Origin of the sequence: Clostridium perfringens ATCC 13124 (genome assembly GCF_000013285.1) — a bacterium.
Lineage (GTDB): Bacteria > Bacillota > Clostridia > Clostridiales > Clostridiaceae > Sarcina > Sarcina perfringens.
On the sequence record NC_008261.1, the window covers coordinates 1,038,685 to 1,052,154 of the forward strand.

Here is a 13,470-nt window from a genome sequence, read left to right on the forward strand (position 1 = left end):
ATGAAATATTGGGGGATTTTTATGATTAAAAGGGATTTTAGAAAAAAGTTAACTATGTGTTTAGCATCTGTTATGGCTTTAAACCTAGGTATAAGTGTATCGGTAAAAGCTGATGAGGGATTAAAAAATGAGATTAAGAATAATGATATTACTAAAGATATAAGTATATATCCAACTCCTAAGGATATGACTGTAGGAAATAGTGAATTTACCTTAGAAGATTCAGTTAATATAGTTGGAGGAGATTTAGCAGATACATATGCCTTTGAACTTTTGAAAAATATGTTAACTGAATTTGGCATAAAAATTAATGAATCAGAAATTGAGGGGGCTACTACTATTTATATAGGAGAGAGCGATGACAATATTGAAGAGATGGAAAATACATTAGAAGAAATGAATGTAGACACATCTTCAATAAGCAAAGATGAGGGCTATGTATTAGTAACTGATGAAAATACAGAGGGAAATAAAATAGTTATAAGAGGAAATGATGAAACAGGAACTTTTTATGGGGTAAAAAGTTTAAAGCAATTAATTAAAAAGGAAGATAATAAGGTTATCTTAGATGAAGTTGTTATAAAAGATGAGCCGAGTTTTAAAATGAGAGCTGTAGTTGAAGGTTTCTATGGAACACCATGGTCTCAAGAGGAAAGATTGGATCAAATAAAAATGTATGGAGAATATAAAATGAATGCTTATATATACGCTCCAAAGTCAGATCCATATCATAGAGAAAAGTGGAGAGAGCCTTATCCAGCTTCTGAATTAGATAGAATGAAAGAACTTATAAAAACAGCTAATGAAAATAAGGTTGATTTTGTTTTTGCAATATCACCAGGTTTAGATATAAAGTTTGAGGGAGAAGAGGGAGAAGCAGATTTTAAAGCTTTAATAAATAAAGCGGAGACTCTATATGATATGGGAGTTAGAAGCTTTGCAATTCTTTGGGATGATATAGAGAATCGTAGTGGAGTTCAACAAGCAGAAGTTTTAAATAGATTTAATAAAGAATTTATAAAAAATAAAGAAGGGGTTAAGCCATTAATAACTGTCCCAGTAGAATATTGGGGAAGCTCAATGTTTAATGGAGAAGAGGTAAAGACATATACTAAAGAATTTGCAGAAACTTTAGATAAGGATATTGAAGTAATGTGGACAGGAAATGATGTAATTCCTCCAAATGGAGTTAGCTTAGAGGATGCAAAGAAGGTTTCAAATGTATATAATAGAAAAATGATGTTATGGTGGAATTATCCTGTTAATGATTATAAAGAGGATAAAATGGCTTTAGGACCAATATATGATTTAGATAGAAATTTAGATGAGGAAGTGTCAGGATTCATAGTTAATCCTATGAGATTTTCTGATGCATCAAAGATTTCCACATTAACAGGAGCTGATTATGGATGGAATTCAGTTTCATATGAAGCAGAAAAATCATGGGACAAAGCTATTGAAATTATTGCAGGAGAAATGAAAGAAGAATTTAAGATTTTTGCTAATCATTCAACTAGATTAGATACAGGAAGACCAGATTCACCAGAGATTAAAAATACTATAGATAGCTTATGGGAAAAGTGGGAAGCAGGTTCTGATATTAGTTTAGAATTAAGTAATTTACAAAATGAGTTTTCTAAAATGGTTCAGGTACCAAATAAATTAAGAAGTAATTTAGAAAATAAAGCTTTATTAAATCAATTAGATTCACACTTATCAAAGTTTGAGATTTATGGAAATGCTGGACTTAAATCCATAGAAATATTACAAGATATAGTAAATAAGGATATGTCAGAGTTCTGGAGTGATAATTTTGAAGGAATAAAACTTCTTAGAAATTTAGATGGAATAAAAGCCACAATTGCTAACAATGTGGTGGATCCATTTATAAGAAAAGTCCATGAAGTTGGAAATGAATATTTCAATAAGGAAACTACTGTTTTAGAGGAGAAGGAATATTCTTATACATCAATTGGAAATATTGCTGACCATAAATATTCAGAATGGTTTATTTCTGAAGAAACGCACGTTCCAAATTATATGTTTGATGATAAAGATAATACAGGCTTCTGGTCAGCAGCACCAGTACAAAAGGATGAGTTCATAGGATTTGATTTAGGTGAAGCTGAAGAGATTAAAGACATATATCTTCTTATGGGAAGAAATAATAATGATACAGATGTTTTAACAAATGGAGTAATAGAGTATTCATTAGATGGAGAAAATTGGACAGAGTTAGAAGTTAATAAGGGAGAGAGAGAATTACTAGTTGAAACAGGAATAAAAGCTAGATTTATAAGATATAGAGCTCTTTCAGACTCTGAAAATAAGTTATATGTTAGAGATTTTAAAGTTAATACTGGAAAGAGTAAGGAAAAATTAATAGGAAATGTAGAAGTTAAAGACTCAAATATTAATAAGTCTTCAGAGGGAGAAAATGAAATTATATCTGCAAGTAATATAAATAAGATTTCCTTTGAAGAGGGAGATTCTATAGGACTTGCTATAAATGATGTTAAAAATGTAATTGGATTTGAAGTCTTAGGAGATGTAGAAAGTAATAAATTTGTATTAGAAAGTTCCTTTGATAATATAGAGTGGGAAGAAGTTTGCAATGGAACTAGCTTTAAAGATGAGACTCCTTTAGTAGGAAAGTTCTTTAGAATAAGAGCGAAGGAAAAAACTGAAGCTAATATTAATGAAATTAAGATTTCATTAGAAGGATATTCTAAGGGAATAGTTTCGACAAATAGAAGAATAAGCTCAAACGCAAATATACATCCTGATTTTGTTGCTGATAATGATTATGGTACATCTTTTGTATGCTCAGATACTATTAAAAAAGGTGACTTTGTACAATTAGATCTTGGGGTAGAAAAGAAAATTAGAGATATAAGCTTAGTTCAAGGACCAGGCGGAGATTATATGGATGGAGATATTGAGTATTCTTTAGATGGAGAAAATTGGACAAAGTTAGGTGTTGTAGAAGGAACTGATACCTTAATAAAAGATTTAGATGTAAAAGCTAGATATGTTAGAGTTATTTCAACTGGATATAAGGATCGTTGGTCTAGAGTTAGAGAATTTACTGTAAACAAAACAGTAAAAGAATTCGAGACTAAGGCTACTTCAGAGGGAACTTATACAGATAGAAGTGAGAATATAAGAGATAATAATTTAAATTCTGCATATATACCAGAAGGTGAAATTAAGAGTGGAGATTATCTTCTACGTAGAATTTTTAATGAGAGACTAGTTTCAAAAGTTACAGTTGCTCAGAGTACAGATAATTTATCAGGAGCGAAAGTTATTGGAAAGACTGTAAATGGAGAAACTTTAGACCTTGGAGTATTAGATAAGGGATTAAATGAGCTTGTTCTTAAGAATCCAAGACAATTAGTATCTGTAAAGTTAGTGTGGGAAAAAGATGCTGGAAAGGTGGAAATCTTTGAAGTAAAACCTACCTTTGTATCTTTAGATTCTATAATTGAAGATATTAAAAATGAAATTCAGCGTGGAAAAGATATTTTAGTTGAGAATAAAGATAAAAAAAATGAAGAAAGAACTCAGTTAGAAGAAGCATTAAAAAATATTGAGAATTTATTAAATAATAAAGCTTCAGATGATGAGATTGTAAGAGCATATGAGGATTTAACAAATAAAATAAATAACTTTATTGATTCAGAGTCAAATAAAGAAGAGAATAAGCCAAGTAAACCAGAAGGTGGAGAAAATGGTTCTGAAGGTGAAGGAGACAAAGAAGACTCTGGAGATAAGAATGAAAATGAAGATAATAAGGATGAGAATGGAAATCTTCCAAACACTGGATCACCTTTAGGAGCAGGTGAGTTAATGCTAGTAGGTGCAGCTTTGGCTACACTTGGAGGAGTAACTATTAAAAAGAAAAAGTAATTAAAAAGAAATAAAATTATTTTATAATATAGTAGCTGTATCAAAATAAGTTTTAATTTTGATACAGCTACTTATTAATAGAAATTTTTCTTATATTAAATATGCTCTTAAGAAACATATAAAATCAGTATTAAACAAAAATATAATTATACACTAAATTAAAATTAATATTTTTTATATTTTTCGTGATCAATTTTTTCACGTTTTTTTTCTTTAATTCTACTTCTAATTGTCCAAATAATTAAAATTATAGAGCCTAGGATTATAGAGCCATAAAACAAGGCAATAATTCCTAATATAATCATAAAAACACTTCCTATCTAGGCATCTTCATAAATAACTGCTGTACCATAAGCAACCATTTCAGCAGCCCCTGCAGCAAGAGAAGAAGAAACAAGTCTCATTCCTATAATAGCATTTGCACCTAAAGATTCAGCTTCATCTACCATTCTTCCTATAGCAATTTGTCTAGCTTCTGTAAGCATTTCTGTGTAAGAATTCATTTCACCACCAACTAAGTTTTTAAAACTTGAAGCGATATCCTTACCTATATTTTTACATCTTACAGTACTTCCTTTAACAAGTCCTTTAACTTCTTTTATTCCTTTACCTGGTATTGTTTCAGTTGTTAATACTAACATAATTTATACCTCCTGAAAGTATTTTTATATTTATATTTTAAATTAAAATATATTCTAAATATAAACTTAGTTAATAAAATAATAAATTGAAAAATCAACCAACTAAATTGTTAGATAAATCATATCATAAGTTAAAGTACAATTCAATATATAGTATTAAAGAACTTATTAGAAGATAACTATAAGTTTATACATTGCTAAAAATTGCAAATAATTTGATGTAATATTAATATTGTGTGAATAAGAATGGTAGTGTAAAATAATGCTATAATGTAAAATTTTACTTGAAAAGTTATTTGTTTGATAGGGTTTTGGTGTATTTAAATAGGCCTTGAAATTGAAAAAAGAATTTTAAAATTTCTTTTAAAAAACTTCATTAATAAATTACTTAATAGGTTTGGTTTTACGTTAAATAATCTTAGAAAAGAGGATAAGAAGATGAAAAATATTGATAATTACACAAGTAACAAAGAGGCTAGAAATAAGATTCTTAAAGAATCTTCTGAAATTGTTGCAGATGAAATGAGAAAGTTACAAGAACAAGAGGATGAGAAGAAAAGAGAAGAGGGTATAAAAGAAACTTCTGAAAAGTTAGCTAACTATATGAGAGAGCTAGAAGAAAAATAATTTTAAAATAAGGTGGATAATTAGTAAGGGTTTTAGGGACAAAAATTAAAAAAATGGGGGAATTATTAGTGGCTTTAGAAAATTCTAATGAGTTAATTATAAAAATAAGAGATTTGAAGATGAATTTTGGAACAAAAGAGGTTTTAAAAGGAATAAATTTAGATATACACAAGGGAGAAATAATAGGCTATATTGGAACAAATGGTGCTGGGAAAAGTACAACAGTTAAAATAATGTTAGGCCTTATAAGTGGCTATACAGGAACAGTTGAAATTTTTGGAGAAAATATTTTAAAGAGTGATGGAAGTTATAAAAGAAAGATAGGATATGTTCCAGAAATGGCAGACATATATGATACTTTAACTGCTAAGGAATATTTAACTTTTATGGGACAATTATATGGTATGGAATATAAAGATGTTTTATATAAAAGTAAGCAGCTTATGAAGATATTAGGCATAGAAGATGTTTATAATTCAAGAATTTCAAGCTTTTCTAAGGGAATGAGACAGAAAGTTCTTTTAATATCAAGTCTTATACATAATCCAGATATATTATTTTTAGATGAACCTTTAAATGGCTTAGATGCAAATAGTGTTATGGTTATAAAGGAAATATTATCTGAGTTAGTTAGAAATGGGAAAACCATATTTTATTCATCACATATAATTGATGTTGTTGAGAAAATAAGTCATAGAATAATTCTTTTAAACAATGGAGTAGTTGCTGCTGATGGTAGTTTTGAAGAACTTAAGAAAATTTCTAATGAAGAATCCTTAGAAGAAATATTCAATGATTTAACTGGTTTTAATGATCATAAAAGATTAGCAGAGGAATTTACTGCACTTATAAAGGAGTGTAGTCTATGAAAAAGGATAAATCTTTAGCTGTAGTTCATAGATTAAGAGGATTTTATGAAAAGCTTGGTGTTGATTATGAAATGATGAGATTAATATTAGAGACTAAGCTTACAATGGATAAAAGAAGAGAACCTACAATAACTATGAATAACAAAAATAATGATGAGAAAGATAATAGTTTTGGCAAGGCATTAATTCTTTATGGAGTAATGGGAACATTTATGTCTATTCTTATAATTATTAAGCATAATATAATGCTTCAAATGGCTGTTTATTTTGGATTTTTTATGTTTGTGATAGGTAGTAGCTTTATAGCTGATTTTGCTTATGTTCTTTTAGATGTTAGGGATAAAAATCTACTTGGAATTACTGGTGTAAGTTCTAAAACTATAAATGCAGCTAAGATTACTAATATTTTGATTTATATGACTAAGCTAAGTTTAGCTTATGGGGGAGTAGGAATACTTGTTTCTTTAAGGTATGGGATATTATTTACTCTTGTGTTCATACTTGAGATTATACTTATTAATTTATTTATGATACTTATAACGGCATTTATTTATTATTTAGTTCTTAAGTTTTTTAATGGAGAAAAGCTTAAAGACATAATAAATGGAGTTCAAATAGTTCTCACTGTTGGAATAATGATTATGTATCAACTTGTAGGAAGACTTTTTGATTTTCTAGATGTAGGTAGTAGATTTACCATAACAAGTTGGTGGCAAGGATTTATAGCTCCTTTATGGTTTGCTGCCCCTCTTGAAATAATAGAAAGTGGAGTAATAGATAGAACATTAATAATATTTACAGTGTTAGCAATTTTAGCACCAATATTATCAATACTTATTTATTTTAAAATAGCTAAAAAGTTTGAAGATTACATTCAAAAGTTAAATGATAATACTTATAAAGGTAAAGATAGAATTCCATTTTCCTTTAAGATTGGAAATTTGGTGTGTAGAAGTAGTACTGAGAAAAGTTTCTTTAATTTTACTGTAAATATAATAAAAAGTGAGAGAAACTTTAAGTTAAAAACATATCCCAATATAGCTATGTCCTTAGTTTTCCCTTTCATATTCTTATTTAACTTTATTAGAAGTTATGAAAGTTTTGCAGATTGGAAAAATCATATGGCTAGTTCAAATGAGTTTTTCACATTGTATATATGTATATTTATGTTGACTCCTGTAATCCTTATGGTTAAATATTCAGATCAGTTTAAAGCATCTTGGATTTATAAAGCTGTTCCTATAGATGATATGGCTTCAATATTTAAAGGGGTATATAAAGGTGTGTTTTATAAAATGATTCTGCCTGTATATATAGTATTGGCTTTAGTATATTTATGGGTATTTGGATTAAGAATTATTCCTCAAATTATAGCTATATTATTTGTAATAATTATTCTAAACCTAATAACAGTTAAGTTGATGGATAAACATCTTCCATTTTCAGTAAGCTTTAAAGATGGCGAAAAGATGGATGATTTAGGAATAACCTTATTTATTTTTATGCTAAGTGGAATATTTGGAGTAGTTCATTATATAATTAATAGACTTAATTATGGAGTATATATCTTTATCCTTATAGAGTTAATATTAATATGGATTTTATGGACAATAATAAGTAAGAGCAAATATCATAAAATTAATTAAATAAAAACAAATTAGAGTTTAATAGTTATAGAATATATAAGCTAGAGCTAAATAAAATTAACCTTAACTTTATATATAAAAATAAATTTAAAAATCTTAACCTTATTTTTAAGAAGGTTAAGATTTTTATTATATATTTAAGTGGTAAGATATTTAAATATTAGGTAAGAATATATCTTCACCTAATGGAAGAATATCATTTTTAAATGGGTTTATATCCATAAGGAAATCTATAACTACCTCATGATTATATTTAGGGTAGTGTTTTCTAGCTATACTATACCAAGTATCCCCTTCTTTTACAGAGTATTTTTTCCCATCTTGAAAAGCGTTAACAGGAACTAATACTGTATCCCCTGATTCTAGTGATGAAGTATTGCTTATTTGATTGAGAGATTTTATAATATTCAAACTAGAATTAACAGTACAAGTATCCTTAAACTTTTTAGCCACGTCACTTAATTTTTCATCATCTTTAAGAGTATATTTTTCTGTTTCTAAATCTTTCAAGTAAGAAGAGTAGCTTATTGTATTTTTACTTTCTGATTTAGAGTTTTCAGATTTGTTTTTATCATTATTTAATGTTTCTTTTGAATTAGTATTTTTATCAGAAGTATTTTTTTTGTTTTCATTAGTAGAATTATTTGATTTATCATTAGCAGATTTATTTTCTGAACTATTAGCAGTTTTTTCTGATTTCTTTTCATCAGTATTGTTTTTATTTTCTTCCTTCTTTTGGTCAGTTTCTTTTAATCTTTCACTTAAGTCATCTTGTGAGTTTTTATCTTTATTCTCAGAGGAGGTATCTTCAGTAACAGTAACCTCTTGAGAAACGGATTTAGATTTCATTAATGTAGAAACCGTTGAATATGTAAAATAACCTAATAAAGCTACACATGTCAATGATCCTACAAGTACTAAAATATTTTTTTTATTCATTTAATAGCCCTCCTAATATGAATTTATACTGAGATTATTGACAGCTATAAGAAAAATATACATAAAAAAGAATCTTAAAAAATATTAAATATTATTTCTAAGATTCTTTATAATAAATAAATTTAAGAGGGGGAGAAATATTATATTTAAAGTTTTTCTCTTTATTATGGATAAAAATAACTATTTTTTTGAAAAAAGCTTGATTTGGTCTAAAATTAGAATTATAATGTAAACGTATTAAGATATTGGTTTATATATGTATAGATTTAGTTATATAATTTATTTTTAGCCTTCCAGAGCGGTTAAAGGAAGGCTCTTTTTTTTTTATCTTTCTCCTATTAGACAAAGAAGTTCATTTGAAAGTAATACCTCTTCAATAGGAGAAAAGGCAGCTTCTTTCATATCTGATATAATAGAATCCTTACTTAAGGCCTCTTTATGCATACCTTCTTTCCAATCAGCAATGAAAATTTTCCCCTCTTCTTTTAATACTCTATAAGCATCTTTTAAAAGTTCCTTAGGAGATAATAACTCATGGTGAAGGTTTATCATTAATATTAAGTCAATAGAGTTATCTTTTAATGGAATATGAGTTTCTTGCATCTTTCCAATTTTTAATCTATCACCATAATAGTCTTGAAGATTTATATCCATATAGTTTAGAAACTCATCTGAAATATCAAGGGCATACAAGGTACAATTAGGAATCTTCTCTAAAAATGCACGTGAAAATAGGCCAGTGCCTGCTCCCACATCAGCAATTTTTGGACAATCATTTAAGTCTAAAATTTTTAAAAGTTCTCTTAAATCTATTAAGTTTAATCTTTCTGGATTATTAAGTTTTTCTAAGTTATCAGGATTAAATTTTTCACTCATAATGTTTATACCTTTCTTATAAGATTTATATACTTTATATTATTATCAAAGTAGTTAAATCTTATTATTTATAATATTATATAAAATAAAATTTATATATTTTAATGTAAACATTAAAATAATATTGTGATTTTATCATATTATGATAAAATAATTGAAGTTAGATTAATAGAGTTAATTTTATAGTTAAGTTTATTATGAAGTTTCTTAAACCAATAAATAAAATAACAAAACTCAATGTAATAAAAGTAAATTTAATTTTATAATATTGATAATAAGTATTTAAAATACATTAGTGGTATTAAGAGGTGAATTATATTATGAATAATATTGAGAATATAAAAGATATCTTTAGAGATTATAGAATAGGAATAAATGGGGAAGAGGACATGAAAAGATGTTCTGTTTTAATCCCCATTGTAAATATAGATGGAGAAGATAATATTATTTTTGAAATAAGAAATAATAAATTAAATAGTAATCCAGGAGAAATATGTTTTCCTGGTGGTGCCATAGAAGAGGGAGAGACTCCTAAAGAAGCTGCCTTAAGAGAATGCTTTGAGGAAATTGGTTTAGGAGAAGAAAATTTGGAAATCATAAGCCAATTAGATTTTTATGTTTCACCTAACAACATATTAATTTATCCTTTTTTAGGAGTTCAAAAAAATCAAAAAGAAGATATAAAAAATCTCATTTCAATTAACAAAGAAGAAGTATCTCATATATTATTAGTTCCTTTAAAATATTTATTAAATTATGAACCTGAAATTACCTACAGCAAAATTATAAATATGCCAAAGGAGGATTTTCCTTTTCATAATATAATCGGTGGTAAAGATTATAAATTTAGAGATGGAAGATACAAAGTTATGTTTTATAAATATAATAATTTTGTGATTTGGGGAATGACAGCTAGAATATTAGAAAATTTCTTAAATGTATATAAGGAACATTATAATAAAAATATTTAATATAGTAATTTAAAAATAAACTAAAAATTGTATTAAAACAGGTTTTTGTTAAATTTTATAAATATATAGACATTTTAAAGGAGCGATTAAGTGGACCAAAGAAGTTTAGAGAAAAAGTGTAAGTTCAATAAAAGGGTTATTATATTTACATTTTTACTTACAATTGCTACATTAATAGCAATTTGGATTTCTACATTTAAGTATTATTACAATGAAATTAAATGCAATAATGTTACTATGGAGAAATTACCCATAGGAAGCTTTCAAGAAGAGTATAAATCTCCAAACAAAAAATATACTATTAATTCTTATATATGTAGTTCTGGAGGAGTACCTGATTGGGCCGTAAGATGTGAAGTGGTTAATAATATGAGTGGAGAAGTAAGAAATATATATTGGGATTATAAGATAAAATTAATTGATGTAAAATGGATTAATGATAATATAGTCTCAATAAATGGACATAAAATAGATGTTAAAAATGAGGTTTATGATTGGAGAAAAATATAACTAAAATAAAAAAGACAAATACTTTTAGTATTTGTCTTTTTTAATCACATTCAATAATACGTAAATAACACAAAAGTGCATTAAAAATGAAAAAATAATTGCTTTTATCGATGATAAAGTAAGAAAAGAGGGTTTCATCGATAAAACCTTTACATTAATTATAATACAATGTTTTTAAAAATGCAAGAAAATGTTTTCAAAAATAAGAAACTTTTTAGTAATAAATTAAAAAGAATAATTTGTTATTATTATTTATGTAGTATGATCATAAATAATAACTTAAAAAATATTGATTATTTATATGTAAAAATACATATTTAAGAATTAGTTTATAAATTAATACAACAGATGGGAAGGAAAATAGTTTATGGGGTTTTTAGAGAGCTTTGTTAGCTTTATAGTTTATTTGGCTAGCACTTGTGGATACGTAGGAATATTTATATTAAACATGCTTGAATATGCTTGTTTGCCATTTCCAAGTGAAATTGTATTACCTGCAATAGGTGCTAGTGTAGCAAGTGGTAAATATAGCATGATATATGCTTTGCCAATATCCGTTATAGGAGGCGTAGTTGGCACCCTAATAAGCTATTCAGTGGGAATGTATGCAGGAAAAAAAGTAATTTCATTTGCTAAGAGAAAGCATAAAAAAAGTAAATCTATATTTGAAAAAATAGATAGGTTATTTTCTAGGTATGGCAAAATAACAGTTTTCCTAGCTAGATTATTACCATTTACAAGAACATATATATCACTTTTTGCAGGAGCTGAGAAGGTTAATAAAATTATGTTTGTTATATTTTCAGCTTTAGGTATAACAATAATGGATAGTTTCTATCTTCTATTAGGATATTTTGCATATGATAATAAATCATTTATAGAAAAAGCTTTAAGACATTATTCAATAGGATTAATAATTATAATAGTAATAGCTATTTTTTCATATTATATTTATAAAAATCTAAAATTAAAGAAACTTAAAAAAGAGAATTAAGTTTTATTGACAAGTTTTTTTTAAAAGAGTATATTAAAAATAACACGATGTGGTGTTTAGAGAGCAAAGAAGCTCCATAGGAAATCCCTATGGAGCTTCTTATTTTTTTATAAGTATATTTTTGGAAATAGCCAATTTTTATTTATAATTAAAAATTCACCTTAATTATATTAAACAAGAAAGATCAACAAAAAAACTACCCGTAAACTAAAAATATACTTATAAATAAGCTCTTACCCATAATTAATAAAAAGAGGGGAGCTAAAAATGAAAAGGTTTAAGATTAAGACAGAAATACTTTTTGGAGAAGGAGCCTTAGATTACCTAAAGGAACTTAAGAATAAAAAAGTTTTTATAGTAACAGATCCTTTTATGGTTAAGTCAGGGACTATAGAAAAATTAACTAATAACCTTACATCATCTGAGGTTTTTGTATTTAGTGAAATAGTTCCAGATCCACCTATTGAGTTAGTTGTAAGTGGAATAGAAATGCTTAAAGATTTTAATCCTGATGTTGTTATTGCTTTAGGGGGAGGGTCTGCTATAGATGCAACTAAGGCAATAATAGATTTTTCTAAAAAATTAGTTAAATTAAATGATATTAAGTTTATAGCTATACCAACAACAAGTGGTACAGGCTCAGAGGTAACTTCATTTTCCGTAATAACAGATAAGCAAAAAGGAGTTAAATATCCTTTAGTATCAGATGAATTATTACCAGACATAGCAATTTTAGATCCAGAACTTGTTAAAACAGTTCCAAATTTTATAACTGCTGATACAGGAATGGATGTACTTACTCATGCATTAGAAGCATATGTTTCTAAAAATGCAACAGACTTTTCAGATGCTTTAGCTGAAAAAGCAGCTACTTTAGTTTTTAAATATTTATTAAAAGCTTATGAAAATGGAAATGATATAGAAGCTAGAGAAAAAATGCATAATGCCTCATGTTTAGCTGGTTTAGCCTTTAATGAGGCTTCTTTAGGAGTAAACCATGGTATTGCCCATGTTTTAGGAGGAAAATTCCATGTTCCTCATGGAAGAACTAACTCAATATTATTACCACATGTAATAGAATATAATGCAAACATAACAAGCTATAATTCTAAGGAATTTAGTGAAGCTGCAGAAAAATATGCTAAAATAGCTAAAATGGTTGGATTACAAGGATCAAATACTAGAGGATTAGTAAAAAATCTTATAAATGAAATTAAAAAGATGCAAAAGGCAATGAATATGCCTACAACTTTAAGAGAGTGTAAAGTTAATTGTGATGAACTAAAGAGTTTAGAAAATGAAATAGCTCAATTAGCATTAAAGGATGCATGTACAGAAAGTAATCCAAGAGTGCCAGATGAAAATGATATAATATCTATTTTAAACAAAATTAAATAGTTTTTTTATAAGCTTCAAAATAGGATTGATATGCTTAGAAATTATCCTTTTTTGGAGCTTATTTTAGATAGGCATAGATATATACTT

12 protein-coding genes are annotated in these 13,470 nt (G+C 26.9%); 8 read left to right on the top strand and 4 right to left on the bottom strand.

Annotated features, from left to right (window positions below; genetic code table 11):
• The first annotated feature begins 21 nt into the window (after window positions 1–21).
• Window positions 22–3,912: a beta-N-acetylglucosaminidase domain-containing protein gene (locus tag CPF_RS04315; RefSeq protein ID WP_011590415.1), complete on the top strand. Its 3,891-nt coding sequence runs from the start codon at window positions 22–24 to the stop codon at window positions 3,910–3,912.
• Window positions 3,913–4,076: 164 nt separating this feature from the next.
• On the opposite strand, the gene CPF_RS14950 is transcribed toward CPF_RS04315, so the two are convergent.
• Together CPF_RS14950 and CPF_RS04320 are read right to left on the bottom strand one after the other, a co-directional pair.
• On the bottom strand, window positions 4,077–4,217 hold the full coding sequence (locus tag CPF_RS14950; protein ID WP_003461987.1) for a hypothetical protein: 141 nt from the start codon (window positions 4,215–4,217) through the stop codon (window positions 4,077–4,079).
• Between the two features lie 15 nt (window positions 4,218–4,232).
• Window positions 4,233–4,553 carry a heavy metal-binding domain-containing protein gene (locus CPF_RS04320; RefSeq protein WP_003453892.1) on the bottom strand — a complete coding sequence of 107 codons (321 nt, stop codon included), beginning with the start codon at window positions 4,551–4,553 and terminating at the stop codon, window positions 4,233–4,235.
• A 438-nt stretch (window positions 4,554–4,991) separates the two neighbouring features.
• On the opposite strand from CPF_RS04320, the gene CPF_RS04325 reads away from it, so the two are divergent.
• From CPF_RS04325 to CPF_RS04335, 3 genes are read left to right on the top strand one after another with little or no spacing between them, the layout of a single operon-like run.
• Window positions 4,992–5,180, top strand: coding sequence for a hypothetical protein (locus tag CPF_RS04325; protein WP_003455852.1), 189 nt, complete (start codon window positions 4,992–4,994; stop codon window positions 5,178–5,180).
• A 53-nt stretch (window positions 5,181–5,233) separates the two neighbouring features.
• The gene (locus CPF_RS04330; RefSeq protein WP_041702634.1) at window positions 5,234–6,049 is read left to right on the top strand and encodes an ABC transporter ATP-binding protein; all 816 of its coding nucleotides are present in this window, start codon (window positions 5,234–5,236) and stop codon (window positions 6,047–6,049) included.
• Entirely contained in the window at window positions 6,046–7,695 is a 1,650-nt protein-coding gene (locus CPF_RS04335) for a hypothetical protein (protein WP_011590417.1), read from the top strand. Before CPF_RS04330 ends, CPF_RS04335 begins: the two co-directional genes overlap by 4 nt.
• A gap of 153 nt (window positions 7,696–7,848) precedes the next feature.
• On the opposite strand, the gene CPF_RS04340 is transcribed toward CPF_RS04335, so the two are convergent.
• Window positions 7,849–8,634, bottom strand: coding sequence for a LysM peptidoglycan-binding domain-containing protein (locus CPF_RS04340; protein WP_011590418.1), 786 nt, complete (start codon window positions 8,632–8,634; stop codon window positions 7,849–7,851).
• 324 nt (window positions 8,635–8,958) lie between these two features.
• Complete coding sequence (locus CPF_RS04345) at window positions 8,959–9,510, bottom strand: class I SAM-dependent methyltransferase (RefSeq protein WP_011590419.1); 552 nt, start codon at window positions 9,508–9,510, stop codon at window positions 8,959–8,961.
• Between the two features lie 320 nt (window positions 9,511–9,830).
• Between CPF_RS04345 and CPF_RS04350 the strand changes: the two genes are divergently transcribed.
• From CPF_RS04350 to CPF_RS04365, 4 genes are all read left to right on the top strand, one after another.
• Window positions 9,831–10,481, top strand: coding sequence for an NUDIX hydrolase (locus CPF_RS04350; protein ID WP_011590420.1), 651 nt, complete (start codon window positions 9,831–9,833; stop codon window positions 10,479–10,481).
• A gap of 90 nt (window positions 10,482–10,571) precedes the next feature.
• Window positions 10,572–10,991, top strand: coding sequence for a DUF5412 family protein (locus tag CPF_RS04355; protein WP_011590421.1), 420 nt, complete (start codon window positions 10,572–10,574; stop codon window positions 10,989–10,991).
• 367 nt (window positions 10,992–11,358) lie between these two features.
• Window positions 11,359–11,985 carry a DedA family protein gene (locus CPF_RS04360; protein ID WP_011590422.1) on the top strand — a complete coding sequence of 209 codons (627 nt, stop codon included), beginning with the start codon at window positions 11,359–11,361 and terminating at the stop codon, window positions 11,983–11,985.
• A gap of 267 nt (window positions 11,986–12,252) precedes the next feature.
• Window positions 12,253–13,383 carry a 1-propanol dehydrogenase PduQ gene (locus CPF_RS04365; protein WP_003455712.1) on the top strand — a complete coding sequence of 377 codons (1,131 nt, stop codon included), beginning with the start codon at window positions 12,253–12,255 and terminating at the stop codon, window positions 13,381–13,383.
• Window positions 13,384–13,470: the final 87 nt, after the last annotated feature.